Source organism: Streptomyces sp. NPDC040410, from assembly GCF_055595715.1.
Genome location: NZ_JBVIVK010000004.1, coordinates 296,546 through 315,153 on the forward strand (window position 1 = coordinate 296,546; position 18,608 = coordinate 315,153).

Consider the following 18,608-nt stretch of genomic DNA (forward strand, 5'->3'; position numbering starts at 1 on the left):
TTCAACAATTGCCGAAACCTCCGAAAGGAGGTCGTCGTGGGGTGGTTCCCGCGGCCTGACGATGGCAGCCATTGTCGGTCTCTGTGAGAGGAGAGAGTTATGTCGCAGGTTTCCGCTCCGGCCCCGTTCTCGATCGAGGAGAAGGCCGCCCGCGGTGGCGCGCTGATCGACCTGTTCGCGGACTCCCCGGCGGAGGACGCGGAGGAGGTCCAGGAGGTCGCGACCGACCTGATCGCCGACGTGCTCCACTACGTGATGTCCAAGGGCATCGACGTCGACCACGTGCTCCGTCGGGCCGAGGAGGTCTTCGACGAGGAGCGCCACGCCTGATCTACACACATGCCGAAACCTCTGAAAGGAGGTCGTCCGCGGGTGGTGCCGTGGGCCTGACGATGGCAGCCATTGTCGGTCTGAGAGGAGAGAGTAGTGCCCAAGTACGAGCAGCGGCTTTCGGACGGTACAAGCATCCGTGTCAAGGTCGAACGAACCATCGCTGGGACGTTCTTCCGCGAGGTGCCCAGCCGAAAGCGCAAGGCCAACTCGATGATGCGCCTTGGGAACAGCATGTTCCTTCTGTTCGGTCCGCAGCAGACCATGGTTCCGGTGTCCAACCCGGACTACGACTGCGCGGCATCCGACGACGAGGGAGCGCGTAAGGCGCTGGCGATGTTCGTCGAGTGCGCCGAGGGGTGCATCAAGGAAGCGGAGAAGGAGGGCCTTCCCGTGGAGCAGATGTACGGCTCGTGATCCGCAGAAGCAGGTTCGCCGGCGAGGTGTGTCCTCATGCCGGCCGGCCTGCCATGCCCGAACGAAGGAGCGCACATGGACATTTCTGGTGACGGCCGCTTCAGCATCCGCTTGGAGTGGTGCGGTTACGAGACTCCGCGCTGGGTCGCCCGCTTCTGCGAGAGGTGGATCGGGCAGCGCGAGACGGAGTCCGAGGCGTTCGATCTGGCGACGAGCTGGAACGTCGAACGCCTGGGTCTCTGATGCCGAAACGCCGGGAGGCGTCGTCGTGGAGTGGTGTCCACGGCCTGATGAAGGCAGCCAAGTCTGAATCAGCTTGGAGAGGAGAGAGCTATGGGTCTGACACTTCAGGTCCGGTCCGCCGACGACAGCCACATTGGTGCCGTCGAGTGCGACGACAACGACATCGCCACTCTCATCGAAGAGCGGATCCTGGGCGCCCGTATCGGCGTCACGTGGGTCGGTGCCATCGACGTGTGGGACGGCGGAAGGCTCGTCGAGCGCAAGGAGGCTCACTACGACGCTCCCTGTGCTGCCTGTGGCGAGCCGGTGGCGTTGACCGAGGAGGACGTCGTCTGGACGTGCCCTGCGGACCTGTCCGACCAGAACTCGTTCAAGGAGCCCGCTCCGGAGTACATCACGGAGGAGCTTCAGGAGCAGCACGGAGTCTTCTCCAACTGCGGTGAGGACTTCGGTCACCCGTGCTACGAGCGCATGCCGCTCCACGGGGCCTGCTACGAGAACGGGGAGTACTGACGCGAGTCGCCGGCTTGCCATGCGCGCCGGCCGGCGGGTCCGTCATGCCTGATTGCCGAAACCCCTTCGGGGGTCGTCCCAGGGTGGTGCCTGGGGCCTGACGAAGGCAGCCACACGCTCCGTCAGCGTTGAGAGGAGAGACATGAGCAAGATCGCCGAGGACGACGTGGAGCCCGTGGAGACCGATTCCGGACAGGAGTCGGCCGAGGACGGGGACGACGGTACGGACGCGTTGGCGGCCGAGCTGCTGAAGCTCGGCATCCAGTGCCAGCACCTCTACACGGGTGGTGGCTGCTGGGTCGTGCAGGTCGAGTTCAACAACGACTGGCACATCATCGCGTCCCGCCCCGACGGCCCCAGGTACGGCTACAGCTACCAGATCGAGTACGAGCCTCGGGACCGACGGGACACGCAGATCCAGGGCGAGTGGGGTCCGAAGGTCGGCCCCGAGGAGGCCGCGAAGCGCATCTGGCACCTCATGAGGGGTCTGGGCACGCTCGAAAGGCTCTGACGCACAGCAATCGCCGAAACGCCGGGAGGCGTCGTCGTGGGGTGGTGCCCACGGCCTGACGAAGGCAGCCAAAGCTGAGTCAGCTCTGAGAGGAGAGAGCTATGGGATTCGAAACGGTCAAGGTCACCGCCGACGGCAAGAACGTCTACGAGGCCGTGATCGACCGGTCCCTCACCTGGAACGGCTTCCTCATGCCGCGATTCGATCTGGAGACGGTCAAGCAGATCGCTGCTGACTGCGACGAGATCATCGCCGAGGACGGCCACCAGTACGCGGAGGAGATCCGAGTCATCGAGGCACCCGATTTCACCGGGTTCCCCAACGGCGCCGACGAGCTGGAGTCCGACCCCGTCATGGCGGTCGTGGTGCTCCACATCAGTTGGCAGTGGTTCTTCTCCGACGGCCCCGACAAGTGCGCCAAGGTGCTCAAGCCGGGGGAGGACGGTCGGTACGCGATCGGGGCAGGTCTGTGGACCTGGTCCGAGGTGACCAACCCCATCGACGAGGTGCACTGGCCCACCTACATCGACGAGTTCGCCCGATGGGCGCTCGGCGAGGCGCTGTGGTTCGAGTCCAACCCGGACGAGAACGGCGTCGGTGGGGACGAGTGGGAAGCCGTCGAGCACCTGACCGTTGACGACATCGCGGACGCCAAGGCGCGCGAGCGCTGGATGCAGATGTGCCGTGAGTTCGTCGACAGGAACAAGGAGCGTCTTCTGGGCATCCCCGCTGAACAGGCGGGCCAGATGTACTGGCAGTCCAAGCGGGGGCGCTGGGGTCACCAGCCGCGCAACTTCCGCACGAACAAGGCCATCCCGAAGCAGGTGCGTCTGAAGCTGCACTCGGAGTCCGGGCGCTGGCCGGTCGGCCGTCTGTGGATCCGCGACGACCAGATCTACTTCGAGATGTGATCCAACATGCCGAAACGCCGGGAGGCGTCGTCACGGGGTGGTGCCCGTGGCCTGACGACGGCAGCCAAAGCTGAGTCAGCTCTGAGAGGAGAGAGCACATGGTTAAGACCCAGGAGCGACTGGACGTGCTCGCCGGCGAGCTGGAGAAGCGCGATGTCGCGTACTCCCACGTCGGTGACAGCGCCGGTCCGGAGGTCGCCATCGCATGGCGTCACCTCCGCCTGATGGTCGCGTGGGAGCCCGCCGACTGCGGCTACGACTGGCAACTCCTCAACGAGCACGGCCAGGTCTGCGCCGGGTCGTGGCGGGAGGAGTCCGTCGAGCAGATCGCCGACATCATCCAGGCGATGGTGAAGGAGATCTACTCCTTCGACAAGGCAGACACCCACCTCCACGCGGTCCTGATCTCCGCTGGCATTCCGGCCATCTACGAGCACACGGGCGGTGGGTGCCACAACGTGGAAGTCCACCTGGCCGAAGAGTGCTACGTCATCTTCGGTACCGAAGGTCCTGTGGACCGTCCGGTCGGCTGGTCGGTGATCGGCGAGGAGTTCCAGATCATCACGCAGAACAAGGAGGAGATGTCCCCCGAGGAGATCGCTCCGCACATCAAGAACCTGGTCGCGTTCTTCGCGCTCGGGTCCTGATCCAACACATGCCGAAACGCCGGGAGGCGTCGTCCACAGGTGGTGCTGTGGGCCTGATGACGGCAGCCGCTTGATTCAGCTTCGAGAGGAGAGAGCTATGAAGGACACTCACGATCTGCGGGACATCACGCCGGCATCGTTCGAGATCATCACGGGCAAGGACGGCGAGACCGTCTGCGCTCTGATCACGACGAGCTACGCGATGGACGCGGAGTCGATGACGGCGAAGCTCCACCAGCGCTACGCGCACACGCTCGTGAACGGCGACACGCTGGAGGAGCTGACGGTCGAGCAGGTCATGCAGGCACTGGCCGACGAGTCCGCCGGCTGCGCCGACGGCATGCACTTCTGGGTCAACGAACCCGACCAGGAGTCGTTCGACGTGGTGTACCCGTGGGCTGAACAGCAGATCCGTCGGCTGTTCCCGACGCTCACCTGGCCCGCGCCTCCCGAGGAGACGAAGGAGGAGTGGGACGAGCGCAAGGGTGCCGAGAGTCTGGTCGAACAGCTCACGCACCACGCCATCAAGTCCGAAGTGATCCCGACGGGCGGCAACTGCTGGGCCGCACAGGTCGTGCTGTCCGCCGAGGACGGCCTGTTCCTGGACCTGACCAACCCCTTCGGGGAGGGCTGGTCCTGGGGCGTCTACCACAACGGCGAACCGGTCCTGTCGGGTACGTGGACGGAGGTCAACAACGCCGTCGACACCGCGTCGCACGTGAAGTCCCTGATCACCGGTATGGGCGCGGTCCGCTGGTGATCCCTTGATTCAACTTGCCGAAACGCCGGGAGGCGTCGTCGTGGGGTGGTTCCCACGGCCTGATGACGGCAGCCGCTGAAGTCAGTTCTGAGAGGAGAGAGCACATGAGCAACGAGACCGAGGTTGTCGAGGCGCCCGAGGAGACCGTTCCCACGGAGCAGTTCACCATCTACTTCACGGGCAAGATCGTGGTCAAGGCCGCAATGCTCGACCACTACGACAAGCCGCGCTCCCCCGAGGACGTGGTCCGCGAAGTGATCGGTGGCATCGAGTCCGAGATCAACGAGCACCTGATGTACAGCGAGGAGTCCCTCGAACCTGGGGACCTCGTGCAGGCCATCGACGAGCTGAACATCTGGGACACCACGACCGCGGTCCAGTCGGCGTCCGAGACGATGCGGGACTGGGACAAGTACGCCGCGTCCGTGAAGGACGAGGAGGGCGACGTTCCCGAGGAGCGGCTCCACGAGTTCGACAGCACCAAGGCGAACTACGAGGAGGCGGCCTTCGACATCCTGGGTGCCTTCGCGGACCCCGAGTTCGAGGGCTGAGAGATCCAATCCGGTTCGCCGGCCAGGTGCACTCGCGTGCCTGCCGGCAATCCAACATGCCGAAACGCCGGGAGGCGTCGTCCACGGGTGGTGCCGTGGGCCTGACGAAGGCAGCCAAAGCTGAGTCAGCTTCGAGAGGAGAGAGTTCTATGTCTATGCAGCCTGTGCGCGTCCAGCTCGACGACTCGCCCGTGTTCGAGGCGATGGCCGTGCTGGACGACAGGTGGAACGGCTTCCTTCGGCCCCGGTTCACTCTGGACCAGGTCCGCGAGGTCGCCAAGTACACGCAGGCCATGAACCGGGAGCGCGGTGTCGACTGGGAGACGGTTCACGTCGTCGAGCAGAGCATCGCGAACCGATTCGCCGAGGAGGGCCAGCCGGCGGTGGAGAAGTCCGCTCTCGTGCTGTTGGTCTCCTGGTCGTTCACGCTGGGCTCCGAGAAGCCGTCCGAACACGTGGCGGTGATCGACCCCGACGTGGACGGTCTGTACGACATCGGCGGCGGTGGCTGGGCGTGGAACCACGTCCCGGACCCCGAGCGGATCCCGGTCGATCAGTTGAAGCCCATGGCCGGGATGCACGTTCGGTTCGTCGGTGAGCACACCGACCCGTGCGACGTCGCCACCGGCAAGGAGACCCTGCCTGACTGGCAGGAGGCGTACGTCGTGTACGGCGAGTTCGGCCTTCTGCCGGCCGAGAACTCCTACTTCTGCTTCTTCGAGGAGGTGATGGAGAAGTTCGACCGGCCCCAGGAGGCGGCGGAGTTGCTTGCCGACCTCCCGGTGTGCCTCGTGCAGACGCACGCCGACCTGGAGTTCGGCATCTGCCCCACGAGTCTCGACCGCGGGTGGCAGTGGTCCGTTGTGGAGGCGTTCACGCGCCTGGGGATCCTGCCGCCGGTCAACGAGCTGTACCTGCCGGACCGGTCCGACATCCGCCGCTCCCCCGAGTTGGTGCAGTACCTGGTCGAGGCATTCGAGGCGGGCATCCGGAAGTCCATCGCCCAGAGGAAGCGGTGGGCCAAGCGGGACATCGGCCGCCTCGCCGAGACCGCGTCCAAGGTGAACGCAAGCATGTGATCAACAAGCCGAAACCTCCTGAAGGGAGGTCGTCCACGGGTGGTGCTGTGGGCCTGACGAAGGCAGCCAAAGCTGAGTCAGCTCTGAGAGGAGAGAGCGATGAGCGAGCCCAAGACGGTCCGGGTGCACTTCGCCGGCTTCGTCGACTTGTGCGTGGACGCCGCAGCCAATCCGACGGTCCTGGCGACCGAGGTGGCTCGTGACGTTGAGTACGAGCTGACCGAGCGGTGGCGTCCGGAGGAGGACCCGTCCTCCCGTCTGGCCGGCCACATCGACGAACACCCGCTGGTGACCATCCGCCCCCTGTTCGGCCTCGACGAGACGGCCGAGGAGCGTCTGTCGGCGCTGCGGGCGAAGGTCAAGGGCTGGGAGGTCGTGGACGGCGAGTGGGTGGACGTCCGAGACCAGTACCGCGACGAGCAGGGCGACGAGACCGACTCCGAGGCTCTGGACCGGAAGATCCTCGGCGAGTACTTCCAGAGGTTCTGGGACGCGGGCGACGAGGTGAAGGCGGCGGCGGAACTGCTGCTGTCCACCCTCACCCCCCTCAAGAACAAGAACTGATCCAACATGCCGAAACCTCCCGAGAGGAGGTCGTCGTGGGGTGGTGCCCACGGCCTGATGACGGCAGCCGCTGAAGTCAGCTACGAGAGGAGAGAGTCATGGGTGTTGCGAGTCTGTCTGTGGAGCAGCGCGCGTCCAACGGGTTCGAGTTCCTGAACCTATGCGGCCCGGAGAACTGGCGCGAGCGGATCCACCTCGACCTGCTCGACATCGACCACGGGCACTTCTGCGTCCTCGGCCAGGTCTACTCCGACGAGGGGCTGGACGAAGGCTACGAGTACGCGCTCGTCGAGCTGGACTTCGACCGTAACTGGGCCAACAACGAAGACCTGGTCTTCTACGGGTTCTACTCCCTCGGCAACGAGGACGGCCCGGCGCTCACCGCGGCGTGGCGGTCCCTGCTGCGCGGCGAGACGGAGCCGGCGAAGGCTCCGATCGTCAACGACGAGGACCAGGTCAAGGAGGGACAGTGCGGATACCAGTCGGCCTACGGGCTTCCCTGGTCGGAGTACTGCACCTTCCCGAAGGGCGAGGACATGACGTTCTGCCCCGGCCACGAGCGTGACTACTACGAGCAGTACGGCCGGCGTCCGTGATGGCGACCCGGATCAAGGTCGTGTCCCGGTCCTGGTGGTACCGCGGCGAGGTCCACTCCATCCGCGAGCTGTACTGCTCGGTCGACGGTGAGCAGTGGATCCGCCTCGGCGTCCGTCTCTGAAGCCCAGTTCCAACATGCCGAAACGCCGGGAGGCGTCGTCGTGGGGTGGTGCCCACGGCCTGACGACGGCAGCCGTCAGTGTTGAGAGGAGAGACACATGAGCACGAGTGCCGTACAGCGGCCGGATCTGATGTCCGGAGCCGCAGTGGCCGCGAAGCTCGTCAGCGGCATCGTGAGGGCCCACGAGTTGCATCTTCGGCAGCTCGGGCTGATGCCGCTGGTCCGGATGGCCATGGGGTTGGAGGCAGACGTCGACAGCCTGCCACGGCCGGCCAGCGAGGGCGAAGCAGCGTCGATGCTCGCATCGGCATGCATCGTCGGAGCAACCCGGCTCTGGGAGAAGACCAAGGTCGTCTACGACATCGACCCCGATCTGTCCGCGAGCCTGATGGACATGGAGATGGACGCGGAGTTCCCCGGCGAAGTGCTGAGGCAGCTCCCGCATCCCAACCCCATGATCGTCTTCCGAGAGCCGATCGAGGTCACCAACGAGCTGGGCGAGCGCGCAGCGCTGCGGGGCTTCCTGGTGACTGGCCGACCGGCCCGCAACCAGGTCGTCACGACCGCCGAGATCTCGGAGTACGAGGGGGCGCCGTACCTGGTCGTCGCGGTCATCGACTGCTACGACGAAACGGGAAGCGTCCGTCCGTACCCGACCCACGTGGAGATGTTCGCTCCGACGGCGGCCGGCAATACGACGGTGCGGAAGATGATCGACGGGGACGCGGTGGTTCGCGAGGCGATCGTCGGGACGGAGGCGACTCCGGGCGACGAGGCACTGACCGACTACATCCGCCGGCTGTCCCTGATCATGATCTCGCACCTGCTGTACCTGTGCTGCGACAAGCCCGACATCGAGCGCACGGCCACGGTCGCTCCTCCGCGCAAGCGGAAGGGCGGTGGCCGGCCCGAGAAGGCCGCCCAGGTTCTCCGGGTCGGCTGGCGTATCGGTCCGGCGATCCGCTCCTTCCACGAAAAGGTGGAGCGGCTGCGCCAGGTGAGCGTCCGCACCGGCAAGAGCGTGATCCCTCACGTCCGGCGGGGTCACCCGCACACCTTCCGGTGGGGTCCGGCCAAGAAGCTCAAGAAGACGAAGTGGATTCCTCCGATCCTGGTGAACGCCGCGCTCTTCGGTGAGCAGGCGGAGGGCATCGTGGTGCCGGTCGAGTAGCCGGCGCACCTACCAACAAAGCCGAAACCCCTGGAAGGGGGTCGTCCCAGGGTGGTGCCTGGGGCCTGACGAAGGCAGTCAGTTGGTTGAGAGGAGAGATCTATGCAGTGCGAGTCTGGCAACGGTCTGACCGAGGACGGTACGGGTCTGTGCCTCCGGGACGCGACCCGCAAGGTCGAGATGACCTTCACCGAGCACGGTGAGCCCCAGACGTTCGAGTACGTGATGTGCCGGGGCTGCGCGTCGCACTGGTCCATCGTGTCGCCGAGGACCGTGAAGATCATCGGCGAGCTGGAGCTGGTGACGCAGTAGTCCCCCAGCGGCTCATGCCGCTCCCCCGGAATCCGTCAGGCGGATCTCCCCAGTATCCGAGGCTGGGGCGGGGGGCCATGCGGGTGGGTGCCCGCAGCAGTGAAAGAGGAGAGAGCCCATGCAGGAACTGAACAGGCTCCGTCTCGTCGAGGTCTGCGCGGACGGGGTCCGCCCTCTGGCTGACGCCGCGATCCTTCTCGGCGACGACGGTGCGACGGTGTCGCTCGGTGTCACCACCCTGGACCCCGGTGTCGTGGTGTCCTCGGACGTGGACGCCGAGCTGACCCAGGGCATGCAGCGGGAGGTCCGCATCGACGAGCTGGTCGCTGAGTACCGGCCGACGATGCCGGACGAAGCCCTGCGATCCTGGGCGGCTGAGCTGGTCATCACCCTGGCAGCACGGCGGTAGGTTTATGCCAGCCGCCGTAGCTGAGAGGAGAGCCGTGGACGAGCAGGTCGAGTGGCACCGGTCGGAGTTTCGAGGCCGCGAGTCGGAGCTGTCCACGGTCACCGAGCTGGCCAAGCGCGCAGGCGTCGACCCCAGCACGGTGAGTAGCTGGATCCGCCGGCACGCGAGCTTCCCCAAGATCGTCATGACGAGGCGTGGTGCGGTGACGACGAAGTACTACGTCACCGCGGAGTTCGACGAGTACCGGCGGATACAGGAAGAGGTGGCCCGCCAGGCGCGGACCAAGAAGTCCGCTCCTCCCCGTTCGCCGGCCACCCGCGCGAAGGAACGCCTCGATGCCCTGGCCGAGCAGGACGCACGGCTGGAGGCGGAGGAGAAGGAGCTGTCGGCGAAGCTCGCCGACGTCCTTCGCCGCCGGCACCAGCTCGACGAGGAGCGAGGCGAGCTGCTGCGGTTCGTGCAGCAGGAGATGACGAAGCTGAAAGACGCTCTGGGCACAGAGCAGCCCTGATGGTGTAGCCGGGTTCGATTCCCGGCCGGGGCACTCAGGGGCCTCCGGTCACCACACCTCTCCTCCCGGAGGCCCCGACCACTCTCCTGATCCGTTCAGGGCCTCCCCGCCGTCACCGAACTCTCTCCTCCGGCGGGGAGGACCTGAAGGGGCCAGGAGTAAGCGGTCCCGTGCGAGGTAGTTTGCCTTGCAACGAAATGCGAGGAGAGGCGAGCAAGTGGCGCAGAAGGTTCAGGTCCTCCTGGTCGACGACCTCGACGGCAGCGAGGCCGACGAGACGGTGTCGTTCGGTGTCGACGGCAAGAGCTACGAAATCGACCTGACGACCAGCAACGCGAAGGTGCTCCGAGGAGTCCTCGGCCCGTACGTGGAGGCTGGTCGTCGTCGCAAGCCGGCGAGCCGGAAGGTCTCGATGGCCATCAGGAGCGATGTGCCGGCAAGCAGCGCGACCATACGGGCGTGGGCCAGGTCGAACGGCTGGCCTGACCTGTCGAACCGCGGTCGTGTGCCCACCGAGGTTCGCGACGCCTTCGAGAAGGCGCACGCGGGCGAGTAGTTCAACGCAGCAGAGAGAGGGTCCCGCCGGGTGGTCCGGCTGGGCCCTCTGCTGTTTTGAGAGGAGAGGGAATGGAAGAGCGCAGCGACAGGAAGACGCTGGAACTGGCCAGAGGCATGGTCAAGGCCATGCAGTCGCACATTCAGGGGGGCGTGAGTCGGTACCCGGCGATGCGCGCCCTGGTGCCCTACGTGATGGCCGGAATCAAGCAGGTGCCCAACGGGCTCATCCCGGAGAACCCGGCCGAGCAACGCGAGATGCTGGCGGTGAGCCGTGACGCGGCCATCCACCAGCTCTGGCAGGGCGACAGGGCCGTGCTCGCGATGGACGAGTACCTCTTGGCCGCTCTGTCGGAGTCGCCGGCTGAGTTGCCGAAGGCTGTCGCAAGGGAGCTGCGATACCGCAACCCCCTCGTCGTCCTCAACACCCCGGACTTCTCGGACGAGGACACGCAGTACTACCGGGAGAAGATCGGCATCCCGCTCGTCGCCCACACCTTCGGGCGGTGGGACAACGGGCAGCTCCTGTGCTCGATGGCCGACGACCGGTTCGAGGACCTGGGCGTCATGTTCGTCGGGTACATCTCGACCGCGGAAGGTCTGGTGCTCCAGACGCTGCGGTGCACGGTGCCGTTCGACGGAAGGTCCACCACGGTCGCCGAGGCGGTCACCAAAACGGTGAGCGGCTTCCACTTCAGCGACGACCTGGGCGAGCGGGACATCACCCGGCTGGCGACGTGGCTGCGCAAGTACCTGACGCAGGTGCTGCACACCGTCTCGTACGCCGGCAGCAACCCGGAGGACGCTGAGGTGTACCGCCCGCCGGTCAAGCCCGCCGGCAAGAGCAAGAAGGCCCGACGACCGCGGCAGGAGGACGTGACCGAGATCGTGAAGCTCGGCGTCGGCCTTAGCCGTGAGCTGCGGGGTCTGAGGGAGTCTGACGGCTAGTGGAGCAATACCGAGTAGGTGATCGGTTCGGTTCCTGGACGCTGTTGGAGAAGCTGCCGCCCGTCAACAACAACCGCAGGTGGCGGTGTGTCTGCGACTGCGGCGTGGAGAAGACGGTCATGGCCGCCAACCTCACGACCGGGAAGAGCACACGGTGCGGGTCGTGTAGCGCGAGAGAGCGAGAACAGCGCAAGAGGCAGGGCTAGCCAGCCCAGCATCCGAGGAGCCCGTCAGTGGTGGCGGGCTCCTCTTTGAGAGGAGAGACATGCAGGATCGGAAGCCGGGACTTCGGCTGACCGAGGACGAGATGGACACGCTCCGGATCATGGTGAAGCACTCGTGGCACTTCACTCCGGACCCCCGATTCATCCGCCAGGTGCTGGAGGAGGACTCGGAGACGCAGACCACCATCCGTGGCGCCCGTCACTACGGGTGGTACACCAGCGGCGTGCCGGAGATCATCCTGAACGAGTTCGCGAGGGCTCTGATCGGTGAGAACGTCCCGGAGGTGCTGCCGACCTACGAGGCGTGGCAGTCATGGCAGGCGCGGGTCGAGGAGGCTCACGCAGAATGGGTACGCAAGAAGGATGCCGAGGGGGTCTCTGGTGACTGATACGAAGCGTGTGGCGATCTACAGCCGGACGGCCGATGCCGGCAATCCGCTGGCGCTGGAGGTGCAGGAGAAGGACTGCGCGGAGTGGGCGCAGCGGAACGGCATGGAGGTCACGGAGACATACAGGGCGGTTGGGAAGAACGACGTTCTCCTCGACCTGATGAATGACATCGCGGCCGGCAAGTTCGAGGCTGTGGTGGCCACGAAGAGCGATCGGTATAGCCGGCGGGTGTTCGCGCTGGAGGTGCTGACGGACACCGCGCGGAGGCACGGTGTTCAGGTGTTCACGGTCGAACTGGATGACCTCGACCTGACCTCTGTGACCGGTGACTTCAGGCTGACGATGCAGGGTCTCTTCGAGGACTACGAGAAGGAGCGGGCCAAGGCCGAGGAAAGGGTCCGTAAGTCGCGAGAGTAGATGACTGGAAGTACAGAAGCCCCCGGCTCCCTTGTGGAGTGCGGGGGCTTTCTGCTTTCCGGCCCGAATTGCCTCCGTTCGGGGGACCTTTGTGCCAAACTGCCGGCAAAGCCGAAGATCGTTTGGGGAGGTCGATGATGGGGGCCTTTGGTGTTCCCGAGCAGGGTGCGCATGAGAGGTACCTGCGGGATGTGAGCCGGCTTCACGCGGAGTTCGCTGCGGGTGAGGGGTCGCGGACAGCGACGCTGACGCTCAAGCAGCGGATGTGGTTGGCGGCCAAGCTGGAGGGGGACGAAAGCCTCGAAGCGGAGAGCCTGCGGCTGGTGTACGACTTGGATGAGCTTGTTTCCGCAGGTCAGGCGGCTGATATGCAAGTAGGTGTTGACTCACGGTGCGTGTCGGGGTAGACCCAGACCTGCTTGCCCCGCTCACGGGTCTGCTCGTCCTGCCACCGCAGGACCTCTTCGAAGGTGGGGATCCCCCAGCGGCCGTCGTAGAGGGTGTTGTGCGGGCGGTTGGCCGGGATGCGCTCGATCGCGCGCAGGGTCTTCAGCTCGGCGAGCGTGAAGTCCTCGGTGAACCAGCCGGTGACGGAGACCCCGTCGAGGACCTTGGTGGTCTTGCGGCCGGCGAACTCGGGGTGGTCCGCGACGTCCGTGGTGCCGCCGATCTCGGGCTCGTGGCGGCAGACGAGATGTCCGTCCTTGGTGGGCACCAGGTCACCTGCCTCCACGATGTCGGCGCCCAGGTCGAGGGCCAGCTGGTAGGAGCCGAAGGTGTGCTCGGGCCGGTAGCCGCTGGCTCCCCGGTGACCGATGACCGTCGGCACCGGCAGGCGCTTGAGTCCGCCGTTCCCGGGCCGGGCCCCGGCGGCTGTCGCGGTGGCGGACAGTCCGAGGACCGCTCCGCCCGCGCCGAGCACCGCCGCGCCGAGAAGCGCCCGGCGTCCGGTCCGGCGCGCCCGTCGGTTCGGCTCCTGCAACTCCTGCGGCTGTTCCGTACCCATGGGCGCCTCCTGCCGTCGGCTTGACCTCTTCTGCGGGGGCTCCGCCTCCGGGGCGCCCCTGCCTGTGTCGAGGAGCGTGCTCAGCCCTTCGGGCCTCCGCGCGTTCGCCTCCTCCGCACAGGCGCGCCCCTGCGGCTCCGCGCCGTGGTGCGGGTCGATCGTAGGGGCGTGTCCATGACGGGCGGGAGACCTCCGACGGAACACGCGGGTGACTCCGGATGGCGTGTGGGGAAGGACGGCTGACGGCCCGTCGGCATCGCTGCGGGGAACCCGGGTACCCGTTCGGAGGGCACGTGCGCGACTTCCCTCACATCGTTCCGGGCGGGTTACCGCCGCGCAACGGCGCGCCACCGCAGGTAAACAGGCGTCAACAGTGCGTAATACCTCGGTGAACCCGGTGTGCAAGACCCCCCGGGCCACGAGTAATGTCCTCACCTGCACAGACTCATACCGGACCCTTGACACCGGAGGACCCGTTGTCCCGCTTCGCGCTCATCAAGGCAGTGCTCGGACCGATCATGCGCCTGATGTTCCGCCCCCGGGTGGAGGGCGTGGAGCACATCCCGGGCGACGGTCCGGTCATCCTGGCCGGCAACCACCTCACGTTCATCGACTCGATGATCCTGCCCCTGGTCTGCGACCGTCAGGTGGTCTTCATCGGCAAGGACGAGTACGTCACCGGCAAGAGCCTCAAGGGCAGGCTGATGGCCTGGTTCTTCACCGGCGTCGGCATGATCCCGGTCGACCGCGACGGCGGCCGCGGGGGCGTGGCCGCGCTGATGACCGGCCGCCGCGTTCTCGAAGAGGGCAAGATCTTCGGCATCTACCCGGAGGGCACGCGGTCACCCGACGGCCGTCTGTACCGCGGCCGCACGGGTATCGCGCGGCTCACTCTGATGACCGGTGCGCCCGTCGTTCCCTTCGCGATGATCGGTACGGACAAGTTGCAGCCGGGCGGGGCGGGCATGCCCCGCCCCGGGCGGGTCACCGTCCGGTTCGGTGAGGCGATGGAGTTCTCCCGGTACGAGGGGATGGACCGGGACCGGTATGTGCTGCGGGCCGTGACGGATTCCGTGATGGCCGAGGTGATGCGGCTTTCCGGGCAGGAGTACGTGGACATGTATGCGACCAAGGCCAAGGCGGCGTAAGACCGTCTCATAGGACCGTCTTGTGTGGCTGCTCGCGCCCACCCGCGGAGCCGCCCGTCGATACAGCCCCGCGCTCCTCAGGGCCTGCCGTCGAGCCGTTGACCGCGCAGCAGGAACCACGCTGCCACTGCCGTGGCGAGCAGGACCGCCGCGCCGGCACCAGACGCGAGCGTCAGGCCGTGGACGAAGGCCTCCCGGGCCGAGGAGAGCATGGCCTGGGCCGTGTCCGTGGGCATGCCTGCCGCCGCCTCCACCGCGCCCCCCAGTGACTCGTGCGCCTCGGCCGGTGTGCCCGCCGGCGCAGTGAAGCCGCTGTAGGCACTCGTCACGATCGAGCCGAGTACGGCGATGCCCATGGCCGCGCCCAGTTCGTACGCCGTTTCCGAGACGGCCGAGGCGGCGCCCGCCTGCTCCTTGGAGACGGCGGACAGGATGACGTCGGAGGTCACGGTGAAGGAGAATCCGGCGCCGATGCCGACGACCAGGAGCGCGGCTCCGAGCAGCGGGTAGCCGGTGGACTGGTCGATCACCGTGAGCGCGGCCAGGGCCAGGCCGATCGCCGCGAGGCCGCCGGAGACCACCGCCCGCACCGAGAAGCGGCGGGCCACATGGCCCGCGACCAGGCCGGACGCCACCGCGCCCACGGCGGCGGGCAGTTCCGCCAGGCCCGCCTCGAACGGGGGTCTGCCCTGGACGAGTTGCAGGTACTGGGACAGGAAGAAGACCAGGCCGGAGAGGCCGAGGATGGTCAGCAGGTCGGCCAGGACCGCGCCGCTGAAGCCACGGTCGCGGAACAGGCGCATGTCCAGCAGCGGGACCGGAAGTGTGAGCTGACGCCGTACGAACGAGTACAGCGCCGCCGCGCCCAGCAGGCCCACGGCGAGCGTGGGCCACGCGAACCCGTGCGAGGCGGCCTCCTTCACCGCGTACACGACGCCGATCATGCCGACGAGCGACAGCACGAGGCCGGGTATGTCCCACGGGCCGGGGTTCGGGTTGCGGGACTCGGGCAGCTGCCGGATGCCGACGAGGACCAGCACCGCCATCACGGGCAGGTTGATGAGGAAGACCGAGCCCCACCAGAAGTGCTCGAGCAGGAAGCCGCCCGCGATCGGCCCGATCGCCGTGCCCGCGGAGGCGGTTGCGCCCCAGACACCGATGGCGAGGCTGCGCTCGCGCGGGTCGTGGAAGAGGTTGCGGATGAGGGCGAGCGTGGCCGGCATCAGGGTCGCGCCGGCGACGCCCAGCAGCGCCCTGGCCAGGATCATCAGCTCGGGTGTGGAGGCATAGGCGTTCAGGACCGATATCGCGCCGAACGCCGTGGCGCCGGCGAGCAGGATCCGCTTGCGGCCGATGCGGTCGCCGAGGCTGCCCATGGAGACGAGCAGACCGGCGATGACGAAGGAGTAGACGTCTCCGATCCACAGGAGCTGGGTGCCGGAGGGCTTGAGGTCCTCGCTGATGTAGGGGGTCGCGAGACCGAGGACAGTCGCGTCGACGGCCACCAGCAGCACGGCGAGGACGAGGACGCAGAGCGCCAGCCAGCGGCCCGGGCGCTGCACCGCCTCGGTCGTCGTCGCCGGCTGCAGGGTGCTGGTCATGATTCCTCTCTTCGCAGTGCGCCGCCGAGCAACAGCTCGACGATCATGTGGGTGAAGTCCTTGCGGGCGACACGGCCTTCCGTGACCGCCCAGGCGCCGGAGGCCATCAGGCCGTAGAGCGCCTCGGTGAGCCAGGCCGGGGTGAGGTCGATGCGGAACTCACCGCTCTCCTGGCCGCGCCGGAACAGGGCGCAGATACGGGCGTCGAGGCGGGCCCAGCCCTCGTTCTGCTCCTCGCCCTCGAACAGCTGGTTCTCGGTGTAGAGGAAGGCGAGCAGTCCGGCGGCCGGTTCGATCTCGCGCACCAGTCGGCGTACGGCGTCGCTCGCCGGCCCCTCGTCGGGCCGGGCCGCGTCGAGGGCGGCCTCGCACTCCGCGATGCCGAGCGACTCCAGCGCCCGTACGAGTGCGTCGCGCCCGGCGAAGTGGCGGTGCAGCGTGGCCCGGCTGATCCCGGCGGCCCTGGCGACCTCGTCCATCGTCGCGGTGGATTTGCGGGTCAGCAGGGCCGCGGCGGTGCGCAGCACATGGTCACGATCGACGGTCATGAGACGAGAATAGTCCATGTGAGACATTCATGTCTCACAATAGGCACACGTGGCTCACTCCCGTAGCCCGGGGGCGGGTCTGTCGCTCAGTGCCAGGGCAGCTGCCCGCGCCGCTCCCAGTACGCGCTCGGCGCCTCCACGAGGGTGGCGAGCCGGGTCAGCTGGTCCTCGTCGAGGTCGACGACCGCCGCGTGCAGGTTGGAGGCGAGCTGGTTGACCGTGGCGGCGCCGGAGAGGACGACGCCGGCCCAGGGCTGCCGCAGGATCAGGGCGAGCGCGACCGCGTCGCAGCCGAGGGACGTTTCCCGCGCCACGGCCTTCAGTGCGTCCGGCGCATACGGCTCGGCGAGGCGCCCGTTCGCCATGCCCTCCTTGACGATCACCGTGAGTCCGGCGTCATGGGCCTCGGCGAGCGCGGGGCCGGCCGAGGTCTCCATGGCGTTGTACGTGGACTGGACGGTACGGAAGAGGGGGTTTCCGTCGACCGTCACGGCGAGCGCGGCGCGGATGGCGTCGGCCTGCGCCGGGCCGCTGGTGGAGAAGCCGACGCTCAGCCCCTGGGCGGCGGCCTCCGCCAGCTCGGCGTGGAGATCCTTGTCGGTGAGGGCCGGGCTGTCCGGGGTCACCGAGTGGATCTGGTAGAGGTCGAGGCGGTCGCCCAGCAGTGCGCCGGTCTCGGCGCGCTGCCGCACGTACGTCTCGACCGTGTGGTCCTTCACCTCGTGCTGTTCGGCGTCGGTGGTCCAGCCGGCGGTGTAGGTGTAGCCCCATTTGCTGCCGATGACGACGTCGTCGATGTCGGGGCGGGCGTTCAGCCAGTCGGCGAGGAACTCCTCGGAGCGGCCGTAGGAGCGGGCGACGTCGACGTAGCGGACGCCCTGGGCGTAGGCGGCGTCGAGGAGTTCATGGGTACGGCGGCGCAGGGCGTCGACGGTGCGCTCGGCCGGGAGGTCGCCCTCCCGGCCGAGATTGATGTAGCCCGGACGGCCGACGGCGGCCAGGCCCAGACCGATGTGCGCGGTGGGTGTGGTCGTGGCGGCCAGGCGACTGAACGGCATGGGGCGCTCCCTGCACGATCGGCGGAGGGGGATCCGGCACCAATCTACCCAGCCCCGAGCCGTTCAGCCCGAGCTGACGCAGCGCGGACCGAAGGCCGGGTCGGCCGGTCCGCTCCGCTTGAGGGCATCCAGCACCCACTGCTGGACGAGCGGCGACTTGGGCGCCTGGTCGTGCTCGGTGGGGTCGAGCGGGCAGCGGTCCTGGAGCAGCACGTTGGTGACATAGGAGTCCCGGCCGTCGAGGAAGGCGCTGGTGTACGGCGTCACGACCTCGTCGTAGCGAGTGGCGATCGCCGTGTAGTCGGGGCCCACCGGCGTCTCCGGGTCGGCGTTGAGCTTCTTCAGGAAGTCCGAGCCTGCGGTCTGGTCGACACAGGAGGGGCAGACGGTGGCGCCGGCCACGAGGGCGAGCGGGTTGCCGGTGCCGTGGTTGGAGGGCACGATGCCGACGAGGTCGTCGACCTTGGTCGCGCCACCGAGGAACTTCACGTAGTAGCGGGGCATCATGCCGCCCTGGCTGTGGCCGACGATGTCGGCCTTCTTGGCACCGGTCGCGCCGAGCACGGCGCCCACGAAGTCGCGCAGCTCGGCCGCAGAGTCCGCGATCGGGGCGGTCTCCAGGTCGCCGTACTCGAAGGAGAAGACGCAGTAACCGGCGTCCGCGAGTGCGGGCGAGAGGGTCAGCCAGTTCTCGTACGAGGTCTTGAACGTGCCGTTCACGAGGACCACGGGCTGCGGGTGGGCAAAGTCCGGCTTGCAGGACCAGTCGTTGGCACCCGGTGGCGGGGTGTCGGCGGCGCCCGCGGGGGCCGTGAGGCCGAAGGCGCAGACCGCCGCTATTGCCGTGACGGCGAGGAGGCGGGCTGTTCGTTTTGTGCGTCTTGCGCGCATGACGTCCCTTTCATGCTCGGCTGCAACCGGCCGGCGTTCGGCCATGCCGACCAGAACCGGAATAGTTACCTCCGAGTAGGGACAAGTCAAGGTTCCGGCCAGTGGCCGAATCGCATCCGTTATCGAGAGGTGCCGCGTCGAGCGGTCCGGGACAGCGCGAAGGGCCCGGACACCA

The 18,608-nt window shown here is 67.3% G+C and carries 26 protein-coding genes, 13 other RNA genes and 1 pseudogene; 35 read left to right on the top strand and 5 right to left on the bottom strand.

The genetic code is table 11. From position 1 onward, the window contains the following. Window positions 1-9 precede the first annotated feature (9 nt). The 34 genes from ACZ562_RS11250 to ACZ562_RS11415 all read left to right on the top strand — a co-directional run bounded on the left by ACZ562_RS11250 (window position 10) and on the right by ACZ562_RS11415 (window position 12,181). An RNA gene (locus ACZ562_RS11250) (hammerhead ribozyme type II) lies at window positions 10-74 on the top strand. Between the two features lie 25 nt (window positions 75-99). Beyond that, complete coding sequence (locus ACZ562_RS11255) at window positions 100-330, top strand: hypothetical protein (RefSeq protein WP_471176404.1); 231 nt, start codon at window positions 100-102, stop codon at window positions 328-330. 10 nt (window positions 331-340) lie between these two features. Next, window positions 341-405: hammerhead ribozyme type II (locus tag ACZ562_RS11260), an RNA gene on the top strand. Between the two features lie 21 nt (window positions 406-426). Next, the gene (locus ACZ562_RS11265; protein WP_471176406.1) at window positions 427-747 is read left to right on the top strand and encodes a hypothetical protein; all 321 of its coding nucleotides are present in this window, start codon (window positions 427-429) and stop codon (window positions 745-747) included. 75 nt (window positions 748-822) lie between these two features. Then, window positions 823-990, top strand: coding sequence for a hypothetical protein (locus ACZ562_RS11270; protein WP_471176408.1), 168 nt, complete (start codon window positions 823-825; stop codon window positions 988-990). Then, an RNA gene (locus ACZ562_RS11275) (hammerhead ribozyme type II) lies at window positions 991-1,053 on the top strand. Window positions 1,054-1,080: 27 nt separating this feature from the next. Continuing rightward, window positions 1,081-1,503: a hypothetical protein gene (locus ACZ562_RS11280; protein WP_471176411.1), complete on the top strand. Its 423-nt coding sequence runs from the start codon at window positions 1,081-1,083 to the stop codon at window positions 1,501-1,503. 53 nt (window positions 1,504-1,556) lie between these two features. Then, window positions 1,557-1,619, top strand: an RNA gene (locus ACZ562_RS11285) — hammerhead ribozyme type II. 26 nt (window positions 1,620-1,645) lie between these two features. Next, window positions 1,646-2,014 carry a hypothetical protein gene (locus ACZ562_RS11290; protein ID WP_471176413.1) on the top strand — a complete coding sequence of 123 codons (369 nt, stop codon included), beginning with the start codon at window positions 1,646-1,648 and terminating at the stop codon, window positions 2,012-2,014. An 11-nt stretch (window positions 2,015-2,025) separates the two neighbouring features. Next, an RNA gene (locus ACZ562_RS11295) (hammerhead ribozyme type II) lies at window positions 2,026-2,088 on the top strand. Between the two features lie 27 nt (window positions 2,089-2,115). After that, window positions 2,116-2,925, top strand: coding sequence for a hypothetical protein (locus ACZ562_RS11300; RefSeq protein WP_471176415.1), 810 nt, complete (start codon window positions 2,116-2,118; stop codon window positions 2,923-2,925). Window positions 2,926-2,932: 7 nt separating this feature from the next. After that, window positions 2,933-2,995, top strand: an RNA gene (locus tag ACZ562_RS11305) — hammerhead ribozyme type II. A gap of 28 nt (window positions 2,996-3,023) precedes the next feature. Next, window positions 3,024-3,572 (top strand): hypothetical protein, encoded by a 549-nt coding sequence (locus ACZ562_RS11310; protein WP_471176418.1) that lies wholly within the window; start codon window positions 3,024-3,026, stop codon window positions 3,570-3,572. 9 nt (window positions 3,573-3,581) lie between these two features. Next, window positions 3,582-3,644, top strand: an RNA gene (locus ACZ562_RS11315) — hammerhead ribozyme type II. A gap of 25 nt (window positions 3,645-3,669) precedes the next feature. Beyond that, window positions 3,670-4,332, top strand: a complete 663-nt coding sequence (locus ACZ562_RS11320; RefSeq protein ID WP_471176420.1) for a hypothetical protein — start codon at window positions 3,670-3,672, stop codon at window positions 4,330-4,332. Window positions 4,333-4,347: 15 nt separating this feature from the next. After that, an RNA gene (locus ACZ562_RS11325) (hammerhead ribozyme type II) lies at window positions 4,348-4,410 on the top strand. Between the two features lie 26 nt (window positions 4,411-4,436). Then, complete coding sequence (locus ACZ562_RS11330; RefSeq protein ID WP_471176423.1) at window positions 4,437-4,883, top strand: hypothetical protein; 447 nt, start codon at window positions 4,437-4,439, stop codon at window positions 4,881-4,883. 57 nt (window positions 4,884-4,940) lie between these two features. After that, an RNA gene (locus ACZ562_RS11335) (hammerhead ribozyme type II) lies at window positions 4,941-5,003 on the top strand. A gap of 29 nt (window positions 5,004-5,032) precedes the next feature. After that, window positions 5,033-5,962 (top strand): hypothetical protein, encoded by a 930-nt coding sequence (locus ACZ562_RS11340; RefSeq protein ID WP_471176425.1) that lies wholly within the window; start codon window positions 5,033-5,035, stop codon window positions 5,960-5,962. A 6-nt stretch (window positions 5,963-5,968) separates the two neighbouring features. Continuing rightward, window positions 5,969-6,034: hammerhead ribozyme type II (locus tag ACZ562_RS11345), an RNA gene on the top strand. Between the two features lie 27 nt (window positions 6,035-6,061). Further along, window positions 6,062-6,526: a hypothetical protein gene (locus ACZ562_RS11350; protein WP_471176427.1), complete on the top strand. Its 465-nt coding sequence runs from the start codon at window positions 6,062-6,064 to the stop codon at window positions 6,524-6,526. Window positions 6,527-6,533: 7 nt separating this feature from the next. Next, an RNA gene (locus ACZ562_RS11355) (hammerhead ribozyme type II) lies at window positions 6,534-6,599 on the top strand. A 25-nt stretch (window positions 6,600-6,624) separates the two neighbouring features. Next, entirely contained in the window at window positions 6,625-7,122 is a 498-nt protein-coding gene (locus ACZ562_RS11360) for a hypothetical protein (RefSeq protein WP_471176430.1), read from the top strand. Continuing rightward, window positions 7,119-7,244 carry a hypothetical protein gene (locus ACZ562_RS11365; protein ID WP_471176432.1) on the top strand — a complete coding sequence of 42 codons (126 nt, stop codon included), beginning with the start codon at window positions 7,119-7,121 and terminating at the stop codon, window positions 7,242-7,244. The genes ACZ562_RS11360 and ACZ562_RS11365 overlap by 4 nt, the downstream gene beginning before the upstream one ends. Before the next feature lie 15 nt (window positions 7,245-7,259). After that, an RNA gene (locus ACZ562_RS11370) (hammerhead ribozyme type II) lies at window positions 7,260-7,322 on the top strand. 19 nt (window positions 7,323-7,341) lie between these two features. Next, window positions 7,342-8,415: an AcrVA2 family anti-CRISPR protein gene (locus ACZ562_RS11375; protein ID WP_471176435.1), complete on the top strand. Its 1,074-nt coding sequence runs from the start codon at window positions 7,342-7,344 to the stop codon at window positions 8,413-8,415. Between the two features lie 19 nt (window positions 8,416-8,434). After that, an RNA gene (locus ACZ562_RS11380) (hammerhead ribozyme type II) lies at window positions 8,435-8,499 on the top strand. An 18-nt stretch (window positions 8,500-8,517) separates the two neighbouring features. Then, entirely contained in the window at window positions 8,518-8,727 is a 210-nt protein-coding gene (locus tag ACZ562_RS11385; protein ID WP_471176437.1) for a hypothetical protein, read from the top strand. Window positions 8,728-8,845: 118 nt separating this feature from the next. Beyond that, a complete protein-coding gene (locus ACZ562_RS11390; RefSeq protein ID WP_471176440.1) occupies window positions 8,846-9,136 on the top strand; it encodes a hypothetical protein in 291 nt (96 codons plus the stop codon). Window positions 9,137-9,170: 34 nt separating this feature from the next. After that, window positions 9,171-9,647, top strand: a complete 477-nt coding sequence (locus ACZ562_RS11395; protein WP_471176442.1) for a hypothetical protein — start codon at window positions 9,171-9,173, stop codon at window positions 9,645-9,647. A gap of 217 nt (window positions 9,648-9,864) precedes the next feature. Then, window positions 9,865-10,203 carry a histone-like nucleoid-structuring protein Lsr2 gene (locus ACZ562_RS11400; protein WP_471176444.1) on the top strand — a complete coding sequence of 113 codons (339 nt, stop codon included), beginning with the start codon at window positions 9,865-9,867 and terminating at the stop codon, window positions 10,201-10,203. Between the two features lie 71 nt (window positions 10,204-10,274). Further along, complete coding sequence (locus ACZ562_RS11405) at window positions 10,275-11,150, top strand: AcrVA2 family anti-CRISPR protein (RefSeq protein WP_471176446.1); 876 nt, start codon at window positions 10,275-10,277, stop codon at window positions 11,148-11,150. A gap of 265 nt (window positions 11,151-11,415) precedes the next feature. Then, window positions 11,416-11,763, top strand: a complete 348-nt coding sequence (locus tag ACZ562_RS11410; protein WP_471176448.1) for a hypothetical protein — start codon at window positions 11,416-11,418, stop codon at window positions 11,761-11,763. 10 nt (window positions 11,764-11,773) lie between these two features. Next, the gene (locus tag ACZ562_RS11415; RefSeq protein WP_471176451.1) at window positions 11,774-12,181 is read left to right on the top strand and encodes a recombinase family protein; all 408 of its coding nucleotides are present in this window, start codon (window positions 11,774-11,776) and stop codon (window positions 12,179-12,181) included. Between the two features lie 394 nt (window positions 12,182-12,575). On the opposite strand, the pseudogene ACZ562_RS11420 reads toward ACZ562_RS11415, so the two are convergent. Further along, window positions 12,576-13,187, bottom strand: a pseudogene (locus ACZ562_RS11420) (glycerophosphodiester phosphodiesterase family protein); the annotation flags it as partial. 476 nt (window positions 13,188-13,663) lie between these two features. Between ACZ562_RS11420 and ACZ562_RS11425 the strand changes: the two are divergent. Then, window positions 13,664-14,335 (top strand): lysophospholipid acyltransferase family protein, encoded by a 672-nt coding sequence (locus tag ACZ562_RS11425; protein ID WP_471176880.1) that lies wholly within the window; start codon window positions 13,664-13,666, stop codon window positions 14,333-14,335. A 77-nt stretch (window positions 14,336-14,412) separates the two neighbouring features. Here the strand turns inward: ACZ562_RS11425 and ACZ562_RS11430 are convergent, their stop codons facing one another. The 4 genes from ACZ562_RS11430 to ACZ562_RS11445 form a co-directional block, all read right to left on the bottom strand. Continuing rightward, complete coding sequence (locus ACZ562_RS11430) at window positions 14,413-15,936, bottom strand: MFS transporter (RefSeq protein WP_471176453.1); 1,524 nt, start codon at window positions 15,934-15,936, stop codon at window positions 14,413-14,415. Then, the gene (locus ACZ562_RS11435) at window positions 15,933-16,484 is read right to left on the bottom strand and encodes a TetR/AcrR family transcriptional regulator (protein WP_471176456.1); all 552 of its coding nucleotides are present in this window, start codon (window positions 16,482-16,484) and stop codon (window positions 15,933-15,935) included. The genes ACZ562_RS11430 and ACZ562_RS11435 overlap by 4 nt, the downstream gene beginning before the upstream one ends. A gap of 86 nt (window positions 16,485-16,570) precedes the next feature. Continuing rightward, complete coding sequence (locus ACZ562_RS11440; protein ID WP_471176463.1) at window positions 16,571-17,542, bottom strand: aldo/keto reductase; 972 nt, start codon at window positions 17,540-17,542, stop codon at window positions 16,571-16,573. Between the two features lie 63 nt (window positions 17,543-17,605). Then, a complete protein-coding gene (locus tag ACZ562_RS11445) occupies window positions 17,606-18,433 on the bottom strand; it encodes an alpha/beta fold hydrolase (protein WP_471176466.1) in 828 nt (275 codons plus the stop codon). Window positions 18,434-18,608 lie beyond the last annotated feature (175 nt).

What these genes read in the sequence shown, in the direction of transcription:
- ACZ562_RS11255 (WP_471176404.1), top strand. Translation starts at nt 100, where the DNA reads ATGTCGCAGGTTTCCGCTCCGGCCCCGTTCTCGATCGAGGAGAAGGCC.
- ACZ562_RS11270 (WP_471176408.1), top strand. Translation starts at nt 823, where the DNA reads ATGGACATTTCTGGTGACGGCCGCTTCAGCATCCGCTTGGAGTGGTGC.
- ACZ562_RS11280 (WP_471176411.1), top strand. Translation starts at nt 1,081, where the DNA reads ATGGGTCTGACACTTCAGGTCCGGTCCGCCGACGACAGCCACATTGGT.
- ACZ562_RS11290 (WP_471176413.1), top strand. Translation starts at nt 1,646, where the DNA reads ATGAGCAAGATCGCCGAGGACGACGTGGAGCCCGTGGAGACCGATTCC.
- ACZ562_RS11300 (WP_471176415.1), top strand. Translation starts at nt 2,116, where the DNA reads ATGGGATTCGAAACGGTCAAGGTCACCGCCGACGGCAAGAACGTCTAC.
- ACZ562_RS11310 (WP_471176418.1), top strand. Translation starts at nt 3,024, where the DNA reads ATGGTTAAGACCCAGGAGCGACTGGACGTGCTCGCCGGCGAGCTGGAG.
- ACZ562_RS11320 (WP_471176420.1), top strand. Translation starts at nt 3,670, where the DNA reads ATGAAGGACACTCACGATCTGCGGGACATCACGCCGGCATCGTTCGAG.
- ACZ562_RS11330 (WP_471176423.1), top strand. Translation starts at nt 4,437, where the DNA reads ATGAGCAACGAGACCGAGGTTGTCGAGGCGCCCGAGGAGACCGTTCCC.
- ACZ562_RS11340 (WP_471176425.1), top strand. Translation starts at nt 5,033, where the DNA reads ATGTCTATGCAGCCTGTGCGCGTCCAGCTCGACGACTCGCCCGTGTTC.
- ACZ562_RS11350 (WP_471176427.1), top strand. Translation starts at nt 6,062, where the DNA reads ATGAGCGAGCCCAAGACGGTCCGGGTGCACTTCGCCGGCTTCGTCGAC.
- ACZ562_RS11360 (WP_471176430.1), top strand. Translation starts at nt 6,625, where the DNA reads ATGGGTGTTGCGAGTCTGTCTGTGGAGCAGCGCGCGTCCAACGGGTTC.
- ACZ562_RS11375 (WP_471176435.1), top strand. Translation starts at nt 7,342, where the DNA reads ATGAGCACGAGTGCCGTACAGCGGCCGGATCTGATGTCCGGAGCCGCA.
- ACZ562_RS11385 (WP_471176437.1), top strand. Translation starts at nt 8,518, where the DNA reads ATGCAGTGCGAGTCTGGCAACGGTCTGACCGAGGACGGTACGGGTCTG.
- ACZ562_RS11390 (WP_471176440.1), top strand. Translation starts at nt 8,846, where the DNA reads ATGCAGGAACTGAACAGGCTCCGTCTCGTCGAGGTCTGCGCGGACGGG.
- ACZ562_RS11405 (WP_471176446.1), top strand. Translation starts at nt 10,275, where the DNA reads ATGGAAGAGCGCAGCGACAGGAAGACGCTGGAACTGGCCAGAGGCATG.
- ACZ562_RS11410 (WP_471176448.1), top strand. Translation starts at nt 11,416, where the DNA reads ATGCAGGATCGGAAGCCGGGACTTCGGCTGACCGAGGACGAGATGGAC.
- ACZ562_RS11430 (WP_471176453.1), bottom strand. Translation starts at nt 15,936, where the DNA reads ATGACCAGCACCCTGCAGCCGGCGACGACGACCGAGGCGGTGCAGCGC.
- ACZ562_RS11435 (WP_471176456.1), bottom strand. Translation starts at nt 16,484, where the DNA reads ATGACCGTCGATCGTGACCATGTGCTGCGCACCGCCGCGGCCCTGCTG.
- ACZ562_RS11440 (WP_471176463.1), bottom strand. Translation starts at nt 17,542, where the DNA reads ATGCCGTTCAGTCGCCTGGCCGCCACGACCACACCCACCGCGCACATC.
- ACZ562_RS11445 (WP_471176466.1), bottom strand. Translation starts at nt 18,433, where the DNA reads ATGCGCGCAAGACGCACAAAACGAACAGCCCGCCTCCTCGCCGTCACG.